Here is a 17,221-nt window from a genome sequence, read left to right as displayed (position 1 = left end):
TTATACCCTTCTTTTTGCCCGCGGAGACCGATTCCAGCCTTTCTACGGGATTTATACCGTACATCCCGCCACTTGAGCCCAATTCCAGCTTTTCTACGGGATTTATACCGTACATTTCACTCACCGAGCCCATTTCCCATATTTCTACGGGATTTATCCCGTACATCCCGCCACTCGAGCCCTATTCCAGCTTTTCTACGGGATTTATACCGTACATCTTGCCCACCAATCCCCATTCACACAATCAAGCTCCACACTCCCCCATACTATATCCAGCATTTTTTTCTGTGCAGCAAAAAGGCTGGGATGGTATATTGTAGATTGGCTAAATTTTCGGCGTATTTTAATCGGCACATTTTAAGATGAACTCAACCATTCTCCAACTAGTTTTGTTGAGCTCACTCTATACAGAAATATATGAAGGTGAATCTATTGAATAAGCTCTTATTTCATAATATCCCGCTGGGAGCAACCGGCGAACGCATCCCGCAAGCGGCAGTAGCTTCAGCCCAGACTAGCAAGGAGCTAGTGAAGCGGGAGGAGGGGGACTCCGCTTATTTCCGCAGGCTCGAGGAAGGCGGCATCCTGCTCAACCGCCCGCAGATTGCTGCGGTGCGGCATCATAAAGGGCCGCTGCTGACACTGGCCGGTGCAGGCTCCGGCAAAACCTCGGTTCTGATCTGCAGAACCGGTTATTTGTTGTCCGTGCGCGGCGTCTCGCCGAGTCAGCTGCTATTGCTGACTTTTTCGAGTAAAGCCGCGGCAGAAATGCGCGAACGAATCGCCCTGCTCCCGGGAGTTAGCACAGCGGACGTTGCAAGACTTCAGGCCCGTACGTTCCATTCTTTTTTCTTATTTTTCTTGCGCAGACAAGGATTGCAACAGGAAATTTTCAGTGAGACACGGCGCCAGCACATCCTATTGAAGCAGATCATGCGTGAGCTCGGACTGCCGAAGGATGCTTATCCACCGGAAACCGTACTCTCTCTGCTCTCTTCCTGCAAAATGAACATGGGCACCGTGGAAGATCTACCAGAAGGCACCACCGCCGAAAAAGAAATGAAGTCCATTCTGGAAATATACGAACAATGGAAGCTAGACAATTTCAAAATCGATTTCGACGATGTCCTCTTAATTGCTTATCGGATGCTGAAGGAGCGTCCGGAGCTTTTGCAAGAGTTGCAGATGAGATATCTGTACGTGATGGTGGATGAGTTCCAGGATACAAACGCCTTGCAGTACGAACTTGTCAAAATGGTCGCTCACCCACAGCATAATCTAATGGTGGTTGGTGATGATGACCAAACGATTTATTCCTTCAACGGAGCGCGCAGTGAGTTCATTCTAGAGTTCGAGAAGCTCTATCCGGGAGCAAGGGTTATTACGCTCGATATTAATTACCGCTCAGGCCCAGCTATCGTTGGACTTGGCAACGGCATTATCAAGCACAATACACGTCGGCGTTCCAAAACCCTGCAAGCCGCAAAAGGTAGTGGAAGTCAGCCACGATATATGCGTCCGCAAACTGCAGATGAAGAAGCCGAGCAGATGATCGAGCATATTTTAAACGAGGTCTCTAGCGGCAAAAGAGAATATAGCGACTTCGCCATGTTGTACCGGGCCTCGAGCAGCAATCGGGCCGTTCTCGAACTGCTCCTTTTACGCGATATTCCCTATATTGATTACGGAGAAGGGCAATTATTGTACGAGCACTGGCTGATCTCTCCGGTAGTGGATCATTTGCGACTCTCCTTGAATCGGCGAAATTTTGCAGCGATGGAGAATATCCTGCCGACACTATATATGAACCGTGAAAAAGGTATGAATCATATCCGCCAGATGGAAGCTAGACAGCCCAAGCAAGGACCGTTAATCCACCTATTGTCTATGCCTGGCATGGAAGACTTCAAAGGGACTAAACTAAGAGATCGACTCGATCTAATCCGAAATATACGCGAACTGACCCCAATACAAGCAATCCGGCAGATTCGTACCCAATTCTATGATTATTTCATCGAAGCGAATGAACGGCATCAAGCGACGCTGCATCGAGAGACGTTAAAAGAAATGCTAGATGAGCTAGAATCCTCCGCGGCGCGTTTCGACAGCATCCCTGCCTTTCTTGATTTCATAGATAATGTCACGGAGCGTAACGAGCATAATCGCCAACCAGGCACTAAAGAGCAAGGCAATCGGATTGCATTAATGACCATTCATAAATCAAAGGGGCTAGAGTTTCCTGTAGTCTTTTTAATTGGAGCGTCTGAGGGAATTCTTCCGCATAGCTCTGCACTGGAGGGCGACCGGTTAAAAGACCGCAAGCTTGCTGCCGGAAGCAGCGGAGCCTCAAGCTTAGCAGCACTGGAGGAGGAACGGAGACTGGCGTACGTGGCCGTTACGAGAGCCCGAGAGGAGCTATTCATCAGCTCACCTGCACAGCATCGGGGTAAAAAAGCGGAGGTCTCCCGCTTCATGTTATCCGCCTTCCGTTCAGCGGTTTCTTCCACAGCAGCAACTACGGTGAGTAGAACCGTGACAACAAGATCCTTGCCGACCAGCCGAACAGCCGCTACAAAAACCCATGTCGTTCCGGTATGGAACTGCACGGGCAGCAGTTGTCCTGGTTGGACACGCATGAAAGCTGGCGGAGCTGAGGATCATCTAACCTCAAAGCCCTGCCCCTTATGCAGCTCACCTATGGCAAAGGATCAGCGAGAAGTTCCCGTATGATTTACACGCAAAAAAAGCAAGTTTCCTCTTCCCTGGAAACTTGCTTTTTTTAATATAAATATATATTTAAGCTGTAGTTACTACTGCTTCTTCAACTTCTTCATGCACAGTCTTAATCTGAATCATTACTGCATTCGGATCGGTCAGCACTTCGATTCCATCTTGGAAAATCAGGTCAGAAACTAGCAGCTGATCGCCAATATCAAGTTTACTAATATCTACTTCCATAGAAGTAGGCAAAACGCCCGGCATACAACGAACCTCTACTTCATACAATTCCACTTGCAATACGCCACCGGCTTTCACGCCGATTGCTTCCCCTGCAAAATGAATCGTAACTTTACTATCCATATTTACAGACATGTTCACATGCTGGAAATCAATATGCAAGATCTTACCTGACAGAGAATCCTTTTGAATATGCTGAACAATGATCGGCATTGCTTCATCGTCCGTTGTTTTTGCTTGCAGAATAGCCCGTGGATTTTTTTTCAAAGTACCCAACAGCTCTTTTTCATCCACTTCTACGTTCAGAGTATCTTTACCCACTCCATACAATACAGCCGGGATACGTCCCTGTTTTCTCGCTAATTTCTTTTGGGACTTTGTTTCGCCAGTACGCTTGTTTAATTGAATAAATTTACTCATTTTTTATTTCCTGCTCTCTTTGACCATAAATTCTTGTCAGTCTAAGTATAACATGACCATATAATCTAGTCAAATTTAGCAGAAATCTCCCCTTTTCCATACAAAAAAGAAGACTTGAGTGAATTCAACTTCCCATTCCTCAACTCTTCCCAACTGCACTTTCTCAATTTATTTAACGCTTACTTAAACCATGTTCACCTATCACTTCTTCTATTGTACAATCACTTTCATTCAACTCTTCGATTCCAATGAGTTCCCCAGGCTGTACATTAAAATATAAACAAAGCTTTAAGAGCAAGTCTCTGGGATACTGTACCATCTCATCCTTATACATACGGCGAACCGAATCAAAGTGATAATTAATATCCTTAGCAAGCTTTCGTATAGAGAGTTTGGGATCATGATTCTCCATGACCACACTTAATTTACTTCGGATAACCGGCATATATTCACCTCCAGCTTAAGTCCACGCCCACAAAAATCCATCGCGATCCCACGCGATTTTGCCGCCGTGCAGCTTCCGGAAAGCTTTCTTTACTTCCTTGGACAGTGAGGCATTGCCATTCTCATTCACAAATACAAATTGTTCCCCAAAATTCTCTTTCACATATTCAATCGCCGCGGTCTGATACAAGGTACCCGTAAACCGAATTTCCTTAACCATCCATTCCGCTACATCTTGTGCTGTTACTTCCATATGGATGTGCCTCCTTTCATGTACTTCATGCTAAAATGTGCCCTCATTATAACATGAATACAGCCCGACCGGACAAACGTCCGAATCGGGCTGTATTAGGATGTCTGAATTAATGTGGATATGTATGATTCGAAGAATGACGAGTCTTCTGTCCACCGCTTACCATCAACAAAATCCCTGTGATCAAGTGTAGTACCCATCCCACGAATGGAATCCAAGCGAGTAAAGAAGTTACAATTCCGAGTACTGAACCATAAATAGATTCTTGGTTCTTTGAAGATAAAATCAAAGTAACCAGGTGAAGAATAAACATCAATCCCAGTGCGGAGTACCCAGTGCCAATTACAATAGCAGCACCCAGAATTGGAATTGCTAAAATAATTTCAAATGAGCCTGTAATCCATTTCAAAGCTCTAGAAGCGCTCAAAAGACAACCTCCCAATAGGTAAAATATACTATTTATTATACAAAAAACCATCGTTCCCGTATATGATTTTTATCGTGATTTACTATTTTATTTTCATCCTAAAATCACAGGTTCATTCACCTCATGAAGTGGTTGATTTTGCACAAAAGGAGGCAGTCCTTCCTTGCTCATTGCAGCCGAAGGTGCAAGCCCTAAGCAATGGCACATTAGCGGAGCTAGCCGTAACTGGGGAATTGCTTGATCCTCTTTTTCTAGTGGTAATACATCTACTCCGAACGTATATAACGGCACATCCCGCTCGGAAGAGGTTACCCCACCATGGTACCCATTTGCGTTCATTCCATGATCTGCCGTAATCAGAATCTTATACCCCTGCTCCATCCAAATAGGCAAAACAGTGGCTAGCAGACCGTCAGCATTACGCACGGAAAGCTCATATTCCTTACTCTCCCCCCCATAATGATGCCCGGCGTCATCTATATTCATGGAGTGAATGTATAAAAAATGCGGATCATAGGCACTTCGTAAATACACGGCATCGGCAAATACATGGCTGTCAGGATAGTGATCCTCGAAATAAAAGCTGCCATGCTGAATTGGCTTCATCACATTATGCTGATGGCGATCAGCCAGTGGATCAAAGGGTGCAGAATTATAAAGCTCACTGACCCAATGATAGGCGACAGCAGCTGTACGCAAATTAGCGGCTACTACCAAATGAAATACACTTTCTTCATGGCTAGGTCTCACAATATGGTTAGCCGTAACTCCATTTTTGGACACGGGTGTACCCGTCAAAAGTACTTCATAAAGCGGGCGCGACAGACTGGGTAATTCCGACTGTACTCGATAACAAGATAAGGATCCTTGCTCCACAAGATGCTCCAGATACCCCATGTATTTGCGAGCAGCATCATATCTAAGTCCGTCCAAGACAACCACAATGAGTTTATTGGTCATTTCCGTCATTCTACTCACGCTCCTTCTCGCTCTAAATGTAAAAGCTCGGAAGGGTTCAGCGCCAATGTGACTTTGTCCCCTTCTCTAGCCCCTAGCCAGCGTCCATCATTTAAAAGATCAACCGTTAAGCGGATTCCTTCAGCCTCAACCGTACATCGAATAATATTGCCTAGCACAGACACCGATTTAATCATTCCATTCACCAGTTGTGCTCCGGCAGCAGCCTCCTGCTGACCCGCCCCATCATGCAGTAACGTTACGGCTTCAGGACGAATAGCAAAGCTGTCCATCCCACTATCTATTCCGTGGAACAGCGCCATCACCTCTGGCCGAGTCAATACGTTATAACTGCCCATGAACCGGGCAACGAACTCTGTGCGCGGCGCGGTGTACAGTCCTTCCGGTGTTCCATCTTGGACGATGCGTCCACCATTCATAATGCAGATGCGGTCGGATAGAATCAGCGCTTCTTCCTGATCATGCGTAACGAATAGGGTCGTCATGTTAAAGCGCTTCTGAATATCACGAATTTCGGCACGTAGATTCTTACGAATCTTGGCATCAAGTGCACTCAGGGGCTCATCCAGCAGTAATACTTTGGGCTGCACGGCTAGAGAACGGGCCAGCGCTACCCGCTGCTGCTGTCCACCGGAGAGTGACTGCGGGTAGACATCCCGCTTCTCCTCTAGATCGACTAAAACCAGCAGTTCCTCGCAGCGGCTACGTCGGGCGGCTTTGGACAAACCACGCATCTTCATTCCATACTCAATATTTTGGCTCACCGTCAGATTAGGGAATAGAGCATAAGACTGGAACACCATCCCCACCTCGCGTTTACGGGGCGGCAGATTTGCCAGATCTTTATTCTCTAGAAGGATTCTGCCGCCATCCAGCTCCGAAAGGCCAGCTATGCAGCGAAGTAACGTACTTTTCCCGCAACCGGAAGGTCCTAGCAGCGTCACAAGCTCCCCTTCACGAATCTCCAAATCTATATTGTCTAGCACACAGGTCTCACCAAACATTTTGAGTATTCCCTGCAGCTTCAGATAATCGTTCATCCCTTAACGCCTCCTCCCATCTTTTTGCCAAGCTTCATTAGTACCATCGAAAGGACTAGAATAAACAGAAAATACGAGATGGCAATCGCACTGGCTAAATGTCCGCTTTCGCCCATTCTTTGATATAGATACACCTGAATCGTCTGAATATGCCCGCCAACTAGCATGTTTGTAAGGACAAATTCACCGAACAGAACGGAAAATGATAATAAGGTAGAGACGATAACGCCAGGCCAGATATTTGGCAAAATCACATTCATAAAAGCCGTTCTGCGGCGGGCTCCAAGCAATTCTGCGGCATGCAGCAGTTCTACGGCGTTAACGGTCAACAGACTATTGCGAATGCCCTGATACATATAGGGAAGAATGACCACAAAATACGCCCCCACCAATAAATAAGCTGTTCCAGCGATATCAAAGAGGCCAGAGGAATAGGTACGAATAAGTCCCACCGCAGCCACTACACCAGGCACCGCATAAGGCAGAACAACAATCACTTTCATAAAGCTCTCCCAGCGCGGAAAATAAATAGTGATGACAAAAACAGCTGGCAGCATCACGGCCAGACTCAGCACCACGCTAATCAGGCATAAATACAGCGAAGTCCAAAGCGCCTCCAAAAAACGAATATCCTTAAACATTTCTCCGAACCAATTCAGTGTCCAAGCTTGAGGCAATAAGGTATTTTGCCAGTCCTGCGCGAAGGCATAAATACCGGTTGCTAGCAGTGGAAGTAATAAATACACCATGAGCATTAGCATGAAAGTACGCGGAGCGAAGCCTGCTTTACGTATATTCATTGCCCCACCTCCTCACTAGCTGCCGTCCACAAGCGCCGAGAAGATTTGGTTTTCACATCCGGTTTACTGAGCGCTTTAGCTCCAAATCTCTCCGTTCGCCGAACCATCAGATGATTCAAATAGACGGCCAAAATCGTAGTCAGACCCAGCAGAACAGCAAGCGTACTCCCCATTTCTGGCTGAGTAACCACATCTCCAGCAACCAGTGAACCGATACGTACCGCCAGCAGATTATAATTCCCGCCAACCAAAGCATATGCCGTTGCATAAGCACCCATCGCATTGGCAAACAGTATTCCCAGTGTGCCGAAGATCGCCGGAGTTAGAATTGGCAGCCCAATCGTCTTCCAGAACTGCCACGGTCCTGCTCCCAGCAAGGACGCCGCCTCTCTCCACTGCTCACGAATTCCGTAAAAGGATGGATACAAGAGCAGTAAGGCTAATGGAACCTGAAAATAGACATACACCAGAATCAGACCAGACCAGCTATATAAATCAAAATCGGTAAAAACACTCCAGCCCCACTGTTTGAATAAGAGCGTAAACACTCCATTGTTACCAAGCAAAATAATATACGCAAAAGCTAGCGGAACTCCTGCGAAGTTAGAGGTCATATTCGACAGCATTAAGAGTCTGTCCCTTACCCTCGGAGTGAACCGAGTAATACAATATGCACAAAAAAGTCCGACAATGATCCCTATCAGACTTGAGGTTAAAGAGATCAGCAAGCTGTTCTTGATTGCCTGCATGTAATAGGCACTTTGCAGTGCATGCAGGTAATTGCCTAGCGTAAGTCCAGTTCCATCGGCCTTTTGGAAACTTCCCGTCAGCATGGACAATACAGGCACCAGCTGAAATGCCAACACCATCAGTGCAAACGGAATGAGTGCCAGGATCACACCGCGGCTTTTCTGTTTCAACTTCCTCACTCCTTGTCGCGGGAATAGAACAAGGGCACCTTACGGCATCGTAACGAAGGCGCCCTGTTTCTTTTTTTGGGGGAAGAACAATTCTAGTTCAAATGCACAAGCACACGTTCCTGCCATAACTGTGGAATGGTCTTCGCTGTTTCTTCCCATACCTTGTAATCGCCAACAGGCTTAGCGTTAACATACTCCTCTTTTGGCAGCAGCTTAGCCGCAACATCATCCGGCAGTATTACACTGTCACGGATCGGACGAGCGTACCCTTTGGCAAGATTAATCTGTCCTTCATCACTAAGGATGTATTGACGTGTCAGCTTCGCAGCGTTAGGATGCGGCGCATATTTGTTGATGATCGTTGCATAACCGCTCACCACACTGCCTTCCTTCGGAATGGCTACCGCGAAGCCATCTTTGTTGATCTGATCTCTATAGTTCAAAGCGTTGAAATCCCACAGCAGGGTAACTTCTACTTCCCCTTTTTCAATGTTAGCAAGAGAAGCTTCTGCATTGGAGAGACGTCCTTTTTTAGCTAAATCTTCGAAAAAAGCAATCCCCGGTTCAATGTTCGACTCATCGCCACCAAAAGCAATCGCCGCGGCCAATACAGCCATCTGCGCTTGAGCAGCTTTGGTTACATCACCTACGATGATTTTGTAATTTCCGTTCTTCAGATCTTCCCAGCTCTTCGGTGGATTAGCCACGAGCTTGGTGTTTGTCAGAAACGAAATCGTCCCTTGATAGCCGACAATCCAATTCCCGTCCTTATCCTTAGCCCAATTAGGGATCTCATCCCAGTAGGTCGTTTTATAAGGCTGTGTTACTCCTTTATCCACGGCAACCGATCCAAAAGCGATCCCTACATCTCCGATGTCAGCCGTTGGTTTATCTTTTTCCGCATCAAACTTGGCAATTTCCTCCGCACTCGACATATCCGTATCTGAATGTGTAAGACCATACTTACTACTCATATCACTCCATGTATCCTTCCAGTTCGCCCAGGAATCCGGCATTCCCACGCTGATAACACTGCCCTCTTCTTTAGCTTTACTCTCGATCTCGGTCAGACTTAATTCTTTGGTGCCAGCATTTCCATTCGTTGATTCGTCAGCCTTAGCCGAATTTCCACAAGCAGCAAGCAACAGGACGAGCAAGGATAACATTAGACCCATCGATAATTGATTTTTGATCCCTTTTTTCATGATTTCCCCTTCACTCCTATTTCTTATTTGCGGGCTTCTCTATGCTCCAACTGTTAGGCGCCCAATTGCAGTATAGGTGTGTACTATTTTCGCGGCATTAAGGAGGATAGGAATATTTGTAAATAAAAAGTAAGACATACCAAAAAACCACCTGATTCACTCAGGCGGTTCTCGTGTTTATGCTTAAAGCTATACTACCTTCTACGCGCCGCCACACTTACCACGCCGTATCTATAGAGCACTTTCTTGCCGAACCATCCAAATAACCGATCCGTGAAAAAGCCCATAAAGCCAAGACAGAATAACCCTACAAAGATCCAATCTGTCCGGAAAAACAATCTGGAATTCCAAATCAGATAACCTACACCTTCGTTCGAAGCAATCATTTCCGCACCGATAATCGCCATATACGAGGTTCCCATCGCTAACCGGATGCCTGTAAAAATATACGGTATCGTCGCCGGGACGATCACATGAATCAGAATTTGCCACTCACTGGCGCCCATACTACGGGCTGAGCGGATTTTATCCTCCTCTACGGACATCACACCGGTCAAGGTATTCAGCACCACAATAAAAAAGGTAGCGTACATAATCAACGCAATCTTCGACTGCTCCCCAATGCCAAACCACACTAGAAACAATGTAATGAATGCAATCGGCGGGATAAAACGAATAAAGTTCAGAAAAGGCTCTGCAAAGATACGAATCACATTCACCTTTCCAATAATCAGACCTACGGGAATCGCCATTAAACTGCCGAGTACCCAGCCAATTAGCACCCGGTAAAAGCTAATCCCTATATATTGCATCAAAGTTCCGTCTTCCAGAAGTTCCCGTCCACCCTTAAGCGTACTCCACGGTCCAGGGATCACATCAGGACCGTAGATCACTGCCCCAAGCTGCCAGACGCAAAGTGCGGCAATCCATAGTATGGATACAGAAACCCATTTCTTTTCCACCCATTTCATCATCTGTCCCACCCTATCCTATTCTTCGAAATGGCTCTGAATCTGGTTGTATAGCGAATAAAATTCCGCTGAGGCTACGTCCCGTGGATAAGGCAGCGTATTGTCATAAATGTCCGTGATGTTAGAGGAAGGGCCTACAGACATAATGCCGATCCGTTCCCCCAATAGCAAGGCTTCCTGAATATCATGGGTTACAAAAATCACCGTCTTATGCGTCTGTTGCCAGATGTTGACCAGTTCTTTCTGCATCGTCCTCCGGGTCATCGCATCAAGCGCACCAAAGGGTTCATCCATCAGCAGGATCGCTGGATCATTGGCAAGCACCCGTGCCAGCTGAACACGCTGCTTCATGCCTCCCGATAACTCCTTCGGGAACTTCTCCTCATGCCCGTTCAGTCCTACAAGTCCGATGAACCTATCCGATATCGTGCGCCGTTCAGCCTTTGCGATTTTCTTCATTCGCAGTCCAAACTCCACATTCTCTCGAACCGTTAGCCAAGGGAATAAAGAGGAATCTGCTTGCTGAAATACAACAGCCCGATCTCTGCCAGGCTTATTCACCTCTTCGTTATCCACCCGAAGGTTACCGCCAGATTTGGAAACAAATCCGGCGATCATATTCAGCAGCGTCGACTTTCCGCAGCCACTTGGACCGAGTAGAACGAAGAACTCTCCGCCTTTGATTACGAGATCCACATCTTTAATAATATAATGAACATCTCCAGCGGCTGACTCACTGTAGCTCTTGCGAAGCTGCTCAATATGAATGGTGTGCTGCTTAGCAGGTGATGACATGCTGAACCCTCCTATTTCTTATACGTGACTTTTTCCGGCAAAGCTTTGGTTAGCGGTTCAAGATTCAGCTTGCTATCCAGATCGAAATCCTTCTCGATGATTCCATTGTCGACCATATATTTCTTCTGCTTCGTCAGACTGTCATAAGCCGCCTGCGTGAATCCGAGCGCCCATGGATTGTTCGGAAGATCTTTGATCGTCGATTCCTTAGGCTGCTTCACTTCCTCGTACATCAAATCAGCAACCTCATCTGGATGAGCCTGGGCATAGCCCCCTGCTTCATCTACTGCTGCGAGAAAGTTCGCGATCCCCTCTGGATTTTTCGTTACAAAATCATTCCCTGCTACAATGCCCATCCCTAACCTCACGGTTGTTTTGGACATATCCGTCAGCTCATGTACGCCTGCAAGGGCACCCAGCTTATCATTAAGAACTGAACCATAGAACCATGCACCATCCACAGCCCCTTGCTTCAAAGCGATATAAGATTCGTCAAAGGCTCCCTGCCCTATCAATTCCACATCACTGAGCGCGATGTTATGCTCTTTTAAATATTCATCCCAAAGGTACGGAATGAAGGTTCCACGAATAAAGCTCAGCTTCTTGCTTTTCAATTCCTCAGCTGTCTTGATATCATCCTGTACGAACAGCTTCCATTCTGTAGAAGCTTCATCTGTCGCCAGACCCGCAGAGGCGATGATAGCGTAATCTCCTTTCGACACTGCGTTCAACAAGGGAAAATCGGCCCCGAAAGCAACATCTACCTGTTTAATGAAGAGTGCATTTACACCTTCTGCCGGGGAACCAAAGTTGACTAGTTCGGCGTCTATCCCGTGTTTGGCGAAGATACCTTTATCTAATGCCACACGAAAGGTTGGATTCGTATTGATGTCAGCGATTTTAATCTTCAATGTCTCTTTTTTGCCGTTCAATGCTCCATCTTTAGAGGACGACGCATCACCTTTGGAGCTGCAACCTGATAATAGGATAACAACGGATAAGGATAAGAGCAGAAAGCTTGAGCTGATCCATGACTTTTTCACAACGACATCCCCCTCAAATGTATTAGTTGGCTTTGCGGCTACTACCTTCATCAGTCGTCGCCACACAAGCAGCCCCCTCAACAAACGGCAGGGTTGTTGCCACGTTCACTACCGAATCCGATCCCTTAGGTGCAGCTCCTGGTACTCTGAACTGCGTGACATCTATCGGCTCAATCGCTTGTTCTTCCGGCTTCTCCAGCTGTGGTACCCACGCATAAGGCACACGATAGGAACGGTAAACCATGTTTGTATTTCTGGAATCGTTATACGGTGAGATATATTCCCAGACCAGTTCATGCTCTGGCGTAACCTCGAAAAGTCTACCGTTAGATCCTTCCGTTATTAAGGTGTTGCCATTCGGAAGCCGCTGTGCTGAGCTGATATAAGGACTGTAGAATTTGTAGGAATCCGTCGGAACGGAGAAGCCTGCTTCTGCCGCGGTATACTGCCATTCAATTTCGAGTGTCACTGGATTAATCTCTAGAATTCGAGAGTAGTCGCGAAGTGCATTTTTTTGCCCAAAGGGTGAAGATGGATTGGGAAGACCATAACCGCCCCAACCTCCGTTATCAAATACGAGTAGGTTTCCTTCTCCCGGCAAGCCCTTCGGAATGATGTGCGCATGATGCTGGCCAATGATCCAATCGATATGCTTCAATTCTGGCAGTGAGTAGTCTGGACCGATTCTCCACACGATAGCCCCGGTACGCTTATCTGTAATTGCGATAATATTCGCTTCCCGTGCATCCCAGATCACGTTATCTGGATGGAAACGCTCATCGCCTGCATCGTAAAACTTATTAGGTCCTACATACGAAGCTGAATTGATATGCAACCAGTCACCCACACCGCCCCCCAGATTCCCGAAGGAGCGTGAGTTAGGATCACGGAATAAGACGTTTTTCGCCGCTTCATCAAAGCCTAGCTCTGCAAAATGTTCATTCGGAGCCCACTCCCAAACGATATTCCCTTCCCAATCCACTTCGATAATCGTGTCATCCAGCAGCTGCTTGTCGGAGATTTGGTGGTTGTAGATATTTTTGTGAGCGAGGATTAGGGTTTTGCCACCGTCAACCTTAGGCTCTAGCCCTGGTGCAAAATAACCTACTGGATTGCCCTCGCGCTGATAGTCATGATGCTGGCGGGCATACCAGAGCGGTTCATAACCCGGATCTTCTATATGTTCATAGCTGTTATATTTCCATACGATGTTACCGTCCCAATCGACCTGCACCAGATCTACATTATCCTGAATGCCAAATTTGGGATCTCTCCTTCCTGTACTGCCTAGCACATAACCACCAGGGAAGATTTTAGCCGGAAACCCGAGCAGCCCCTTCCACAGATGCACTTCTTTACCGTTCATATCAATCAGTACAACACCTTCTTCACCCGCTTGAAATACGGTATAGCCACTCCACGCTTTGCTCGGATTATATACGGTTGCTCCAGTTGGAAATATGGTTGAATGTCCCATCGTTCATCTCTCCTACATTTAATTTATTTTAATAGCTAAGATAATTACTTTTCTTTGTGACTGCTCGTGGCTTCTGTTCAAGGTTTGGAGAAGCTTCAGCCTCAGCATTCTCCTTCACCAGCTTCAGCAAGATGTCTGAGAATCCTTCGAGATTACTAATGATCCGCTGATAAAAGTGACTTTGCTGCACCAATTCCTCTTCCGTGAACCCCTCAAACAGAAGCGAAATACATCGTTCCCCAATGTTGCTGTTAAGCTCTGCCATCTTCCGGCCTTTGTCTGTGATGTCCAGCATCACCGTCCTGCGGTCCCCTTCCTTACGTCTGCGTACAGTAAATCCGCCTGCCTCAAGCTTATCGCTCAAAGCTGTGATCGCACCTGACGTAAAGTCCAGTTCATCTGCTAAATCCCCAAGCCGCTGTTCACCCTCGCGAATGATTTTATGTAGAATCAGCATGCCGGGTAAAGAGATGCCTGCTACTGCAACCTTATCCCGTTCCTTTACAAATCTGCGGACCATCTTGCGGAATACCCAGTCCGTCTCCTCCAGCTGTCTCCAATACGTATCGCTCATTCTTACCTCATCTCTCTCCATAGCCAACAAAAAAAGACTCCCAGCACATATCCCAGGCAAGGGAAAAGTGCGGGAGCCTTTGGCGGTCCAATCGGCTCAGATAAATTATTTCACTGTTCATTTAATTAGTGTTTAAGTATTGCTGATATCATATAACCCTTTATTCCTACCTGTCAAGTATGTATTTTTAATTCTAAAAAAATTACCCCGATACCGGTGCAGATCGCATGCTTGTACTAATTCAAAATCAAATAAATTTTAAGCTTTTTCATTGACATTTTGCCCATTGTTAAATATATTGTACCTAAGAATAAATGTTTACCTAGGGAAACAAATTAGATAATTAAAATAAATGTTTCCAATAGGAAACAAATCAATAAATTTCAAGACGAGGAGCTTTTTAATGATTGAAATTAGAAACCTAAACGTGGATTATTTCGGTAATTCAGCGCTAGAAAATGTAAATATCGACATTCCCTTTGGGTATACCATCGGAATTATCGGGCCAAATGGTGCAGGAAAATCGACATTCATTAAGTCATTGTTAGAAGTAATCAAGAAAAGAAGCGGAACGGTGAGGGTAGAGGGAAAAGACATTTCTGAGTATAAACGGAAGATCGCATATGTACCGCAAAAAAATGATATTGACCTTACTTTTCCAATCACAGTGAACGATACAGTGCTAACTGGAACCTATCCAAACTTAAGAATCTTCCAGCGCCCCGGGAAAAAAGAGCGGCAACGCGTCGAGGAATGTATGGCCATGGTAGATATAAGTGATCTTGCAAATAAACAAATTAGTAATTTGTCTGGAGGACAACTACAAAGAGTTTTTATTGCCAGAGCGCTTGCCCAAAAAGCGGATGTATTTTTTTTAGACGAACCTTTTGTCGGCATAGATCTAGTCAGTGAAAAAATCATTGTAAAACTGCTTAAACAGCTTCGCGAAGAAGGGAAAACCATATTGATCGTTCATCATGATTTACATGAAGTCGAAGAATATTTTGACAAAGTCATCATTCTCAATAAAAAGCTGATTGCTTTTGGTGACGTTAAAGACACGTTTACTCCGGAGAATATCCTCAGTGCCTATGGTGCCTCCTTAGGTAATCTGGTGATCAAAGGGATGGGAGGCGCCGATAATGATTGATTATTTCTCATCGTTATTAAACATTCCCATCTATGCACTTAACGCCGGATTGTCTGCTATCATTCTTGGCATTGTTTCAGGGGTTTTAGGAAGTTTTATTGTACTCAGAAAAATGTCATTAATGGGAGATGCTTTGTCTCATGCTGTATTACCGGGTGTGGCGTTATCTTATATTTTAGGGATCAACATTCTTGTGGGAGCTTCATTGTTTGGACTTTTAGCAGCCATCCTCATTCAATTCATAACAAGTCGCAGCAATATCAAAAGTGATACCTCGATCGGAATTATTCTCAGCTCATTTTTCGCTCTAGGAATTGTCTTAATCACTTTCGCCAAGAGCGGGCTTGATCTAACTCATATTTTATTCGGTAACATCTTAGCCGTCCCGCAGTCCGAGTTAATGCAATCATTTATTATCATGCTTGTTGTTATTGCCATCATTTCATTGTTGTATAAAGAGCTGTTAATTAGCTCGTTTGATCCTGTCGTCTCTAAGGCATTTGGTTTAAAAACGGGATTCTATCATTATTTATTGATGATGCTGTTATCCGTGGTTACTGTGTCCTCATTATCTCAAGTTGGAATTGTGCTTGTGATTGCAATGCTAGTTATTCCAGCAGCTACATCATATCTTTGGACAAATAAGCTGATCCATATGATTATCCTGGCTTCCACCATCGGCGCTGTATCTGGAATTATAGGTGTGATCATTAGCTTCAGATTCAATTTACCTACAAGTGCCACCATTGTTCTAGTAGGGGTAAGTTTGTTTGCTATATCATTTATTATCTCGCCCAAAAATAATTTTCTAAGAAAAGGGGTTAAACAAGGATGAAAAAAACAATAAAGATGCTCTCTTTGACAATGTTCATCTTGCTATTTACCGCATGTTCAAACGTTAGTGAGGGAGAAGCAGACCATGACAAGTTGAAGATTGTTGCAACCTACTCCATTATCGCGGATATGACCGAAAACATTGTAGGGGAAAAAGCTGAGGTCTATAGCATGGTTCCCATCGGAACAGACCCGCATATGTACGATCCATTACCTAAGGATACAAGTAAAGTATCTAGTGCAGATTTAGTTTTTTATAACGGATTGAACCTGGAAACAGGTAAGGGGTGGTTCCAAGACCTTCTTGATGTCACTAATAAAAAGGATGTCGCTTTTGCCGTCTCAGATGAAGTAACTCCAATGTACCTAACAGAAAAAGGCAAAGAAACTCAAGAAGATCCTCATGCCTGGCTTGATGTTCAGAATGCTATTAAATATGTAGATATCATCACTAAACATGTAATCGAAAAAGATCCGGACAACAAAGAATTTTATCTGAATAACCAATCAGAATATGTTAAGAAACTTAATGAATTGGATCAATATGCAAAAGAAGCGGTAGAAAAAGTCCCGCAGGAGAAACGTATTTTGGTTACAAGCGAAGGGGCATTTAAATATTTTTCAAAAGCCTACGGATTTGAATCCGCATTTATTTGGGAAATCAATACCGATAGTCAAGGAACGCCAGAACAAATGAAAAATATAATTAAAATCATTGATGAAAATCAAGTGCCGGCTTTATTTTTGGAAACGAGCGTTAATCCGAAAACAATGGAAACCATCTCCAATGAAACGGGTGTACCGATACATTCTAAGATTTTCACCGATTCTTTAGCTAAGAAAGGCGAAGAAGGCGACACATACATTAAGATGATTAAATGGAATATTGATAAAGTCGTTGAAGGATTGTCGTCATAAAAAAAGGCTGTCGA

The 17,221-nt window shown here is 45.2% G+C and carries 18 protein-coding genes; 4 read left to right on the top strand and 14 right to left on the bottom strand.

Annotated elements, in window-relative coordinates; translation table 11 throughout:
- Nucleotides 1-432 precede the first annotated feature (432 nt).
- Nucleotides 433-2,730, top strand: a complete 2,298-nt coding sequence (locus tag ACFWMP_RS24185) for a UvrD-helicase domain-containing protein (RefSeq protein WP_379424891.1) — start codon at nucleotides 433-435, stop codon at nucleotides 2,728-2,730.
- A 66-nt stretch (nucleotides 2,731-2,796) separates the two neighbouring features.
- Here ACFWMP_RS24185 and ACFWMP_RS24180 read toward each other — a convergent pair whose 3' ends face one another.
- The 14 genes from ACFWMP_RS24180 to ACFWMP_RS24115 all read right to left on the bottom strand — a co-directional run bounded on the left by ACFWMP_RS24180 (nucleotide 2,797) and on the right by ACFWMP_RS24115 (nucleotide 14,305).
- Nucleotides 2,797-3,378 carry a 50S ribosomal protein L25 gene (locus ACFWMP_RS24180; protein WP_042184221.1) on the bottom strand — a complete coding sequence of 194 codons (582 nt, stop codon included), beginning with the start codon at nucleotides 3,376-3,378 and terminating at the stop codon, nucleotides 2,797-2,799.
- 172 nt (nucleotides 3,379-3,550) lie between these two features.
- Nucleotides 3,551-3,823, bottom strand: a complete 273-nt coding sequence (locus ACFWMP_RS24175; RefSeq protein WP_262495646.1) for a helix-turn-helix domain-containing protein — start codon at nucleotides 3,821-3,823, stop codon at nucleotides 3,551-3,553.
- A gap of 15 nt (nucleotides 3,824-3,838) precedes the next feature.
- Nucleotides 3,839-4,075 carry a DUF6953 family protein gene (locus tag ACFWMP_RS24170; RefSeq protein ID WP_042123499.1) on the bottom strand — a complete coding sequence of 79 codons (237 nt, stop codon included), beginning with the start codon at nucleotides 4,073-4,075 and terminating at the stop codon, nucleotides 3,839-3,841.
- Nucleotides 4,076-4,184: 109 nt separating this feature from the next.
- Nucleotides 4,185-4,502 carry a hypothetical protein gene (locus ACFWMP_RS24165; RefSeq protein WP_042184217.1) on the bottom strand — a complete coding sequence of 106 codons (318 nt, stop codon included), beginning with the start codon at nucleotides 4,500-4,502 and terminating at the stop codon, nucleotides 4,185-4,187.
- Nucleotides 4,503-4,595: 93 nt separating this feature from the next.
- Entirely contained in the window at nucleotides 4,596-5,471 is an 876-nt protein-coding gene (locus ACFWMP_RS24160) for an alkaline phosphatase family protein (protein WP_379424890.1), read from the bottom strand.
- A 5-nt stretch (nucleotides 5,472-5,476) separates the two neighbouring features.
- On the bottom strand, nucleotides 5,477-6,520 hold the full coding sequence (locus ACFWMP_RS24155) for an ABC transporter ATP-binding protein (protein ID WP_379424889.1): 1,044 nt from the start codon (nucleotides 6,518-6,520) through the stop codon (nucleotides 5,477-5,479).
- Entirely contained in the window at nucleotides 6,517-7,320 is an 804-nt protein-coding gene (locus tag ACFWMP_RS24150) for an ABC transporter permease (protein WP_042184213.1), read from the bottom strand. Before ACFWMP_RS24150 ends, ACFWMP_RS24155 begins: the two co-directional genes overlap by 4 nt.
- Nucleotides 7,317-8,240, bottom strand: coding sequence for an ABC transporter permease (locus ACFWMP_RS24145; protein WP_042184211.1), 924 nt, complete (start codon nucleotides 8,238-8,240; stop codon nucleotides 7,317-7,319). The genes ACFWMP_RS24150 and ACFWMP_RS24145 overlap by 4 nt, the downstream gene beginning before the upstream one ends.
- A gap of 92 nt (nucleotides 8,241-8,332) precedes the next feature.
- Complete coding sequence (locus ACFWMP_RS24140; protein ID WP_042184209.1) at nucleotides 8,333-9,445, bottom strand: ABC transporter substrate-binding protein; 1,113 nt, start codon at nucleotides 9,443-9,445, stop codon at nucleotides 8,333-8,335.
- A gap of 194 nt (nucleotides 9,446-9,639) precedes the next feature.
- Nucleotides 9,640-10,416 carry an ABC transporter permease gene (locus tag ACFWMP_RS24135; RefSeq protein ID WP_042184207.1) on the bottom strand — a complete coding sequence of 259 codons (777 nt, stop codon included), beginning with the start codon at nucleotides 10,414-10,416 and terminating at the stop codon, nucleotides 9,640-9,642.
- A gap of 18 nt (nucleotides 10,417-10,434) precedes the next feature.
- Nucleotides 10,435-11,211 carry an ABC transporter ATP-binding protein gene (locus tag ACFWMP_RS24130; RefSeq protein WP_042184205.1) on the bottom strand — a complete coding sequence of 259 codons (777 nt, stop codon included), beginning with the start codon at nucleotides 11,209-11,211 and terminating at the stop codon, nucleotides 10,435-10,437.
- An 11-nt stretch (nucleotides 11,212-11,222) separates the two neighbouring features.
- Nucleotides 11,223-12,254, bottom strand: a complete 1,032-nt coding sequence (locus ACFWMP_RS24125) for an ABC transporter substrate-binding protein (protein WP_076285212.1) — start codon at nucleotides 12,252-12,254, stop codon at nucleotides 11,223-11,225.
- A 22-nt stretch (nucleotides 12,255-12,276) separates the two neighbouring features.
- Nucleotides 12,277-13,731 (bottom strand): aryl-sulfate sulfotransferase, encoded by a 1,455-nt coding sequence (locus ACFWMP_RS24120; protein WP_042184203.1) that lies wholly within the window; start codon nucleotides 13,729-13,731, stop codon nucleotides 12,277-12,279.
- Between the two features lie 28 nt (nucleotides 13,732-13,759).
- Nucleotides 13,760-14,305 (bottom strand): MarR family winged helix-turn-helix transcriptional regulator, encoded by a 546-nt coding sequence (locus tag ACFWMP_RS24115; RefSeq protein WP_042193136.1) that lies wholly within the window; start codon nucleotides 14,303-14,305, stop codon nucleotides 13,760-13,762.
- 406 nt (nucleotides 14,306-14,711) lie between these two features.
- On the opposite strand from ACFWMP_RS24115, the gene ACFWMP_RS24110 reads away from it, so the two are divergent.
- From ACFWMP_RS24110 to ACFWMP_RS24100, 3 genes are read left to right on the top strand one after another with little or no spacing between them, the layout of a single operon-like run.
- Nucleotides 14,712-15,455: a metal ABC transporter ATP-binding protein gene (locus ACFWMP_RS24110; RefSeq protein ID WP_379424971.1), complete on the top strand. Its 744-nt coding sequence runs from the start codon at nucleotides 14,712-14,714 to the stop codon at nucleotides 15,453-15,455.
- Nucleotides 15,448-16,290 (top strand): metal ABC transporter permease, encoded by an 843-nt coding sequence (locus ACFWMP_RS24105; protein ID WP_042184200.1) that lies wholly within the window; start codon nucleotides 15,448-15,450, stop codon nucleotides 16,288-16,290. Before ACFWMP_RS24110 ends, ACFWMP_RS24105 begins: the two co-directional genes overlap by 8 nt.
- Complete coding sequence (locus ACFWMP_RS24100; protein ID WP_339244380.1) at nucleotides 16,287-17,207, top strand: metal ABC transporter substrate-binding protein; 921 nt, start codon at nucleotides 16,287-16,289, stop codon at nucleotides 17,205-17,207. The genes ACFWMP_RS24105 and ACFWMP_RS24100 overlap by 4 nt, the downstream gene beginning before the upstream one ends.
- Nucleotides 17,208-17,221: the final 14 nt, after the last annotated feature.

Origin of the sequence: Paenibacillus sp. NPDC058367 (assembly GCF_042723305.1) — a bacterium.
Taxonomy (GTDB): Bacteria; Bacillota; Bacilli; order Paenibacillales; family Paenibacillaceae; genus Paenibacillus_AQ.
The sequence above is the reverse complement of the archived record's forward strand: the minus strand, read 5'-3'. Positions and strand labels throughout refer to the sequence as shown.

Bases quoted from the DNA above. Each gene is read 5' to 3' on its own strand.
- ACFWMP_RS24180 (WP_042184221.1), bottom strand. From the start codon at position 3,378: ATGAGTAAATTTATTCAATTAAACAAGCGTACTGGCGAAACAAAGTCC.
- ACFWMP_RS24175 (WP_262495646.1), bottom strand. From the start codon at position 3,823: ATGCCGGTTATCCGAAGTAAATTAAGTGTGGTCATGGAGAATCATGAT.
- ACFWMP_RS24170 (WP_042123499.1), bottom strand. From the start codon at position 4,075: ATGGAAGTAACAGCACAAGATGTAGCGGAATGGATGGTTAAGGAAATT.
- ACFWMP_RS24160 (WP_379424890.1), bottom strand. From the start codon at position 5,471: ATGACGGAAATGACCAATAAACTCATTGTGGTTGTCTTGGACGGACTT.
- ACFWMP_RS24155 (WP_379424889.1), bottom strand. From the start codon at position 6,520: ATGAACGATTATCTGAAGCTGCAGGGAATACTCAAAATGTTTGGTGAG.
- ACFWMP_RS24150 (WP_042184213.1), bottom strand. From the start codon at position 7,320: ATGAATATACGTAAAGCAGGCTTCGCTCCGCGTACTTTCATGCTAATG.
- ACFWMP_RS24140 (WP_042184209.1), bottom strand. From the start codon at position 9,445: ATGAAAAAAGGGATCAAAAATCAATTATCGATGGGTCTAATGTTATCC.
- ACFWMP_RS24135 (WP_042184207.1), bottom strand. From the start codon at position 10,416: ATGAAATGGGTGGAAAAGAAATGGGTTTCTGTATCCATACTATGGATT.
- ACFWMP_RS24130 (WP_042184205.1), bottom strand. From the start codon at position 11,211: ATGTCATCACCTGCTAAGCAGCACACCATTCATATTGAGCAGCTTCGC.
- ACFWMP_RS24120 (WP_042184203.1), bottom strand. From the start codon at position 13,731: ATGGGACATTCAACCATATTTCCAACTGGAGCAACCGTATATAATCCG.
- ACFWMP_RS24115 (WP_042193136.1), bottom strand. From the start codon at position 14,305: ATGAGCGATACGTATTGGAGACAGCTGGAGGAGACGGACTGGGTATTC.
- ACFWMP_RS24105 (WP_042184200.1), top strand. From the start codon at position 15,448: ATGATTGATTATTTCTCATCGTTATTAAACATTCCCATCTATGCACTT.
- ACFWMP_RS24100 (WP_339244380.1), top strand. From the start codon at position 16,287: ATGAAAAAAACAATAAAGATGCTCTCTTTGACAATGTTCATCTTGCTA.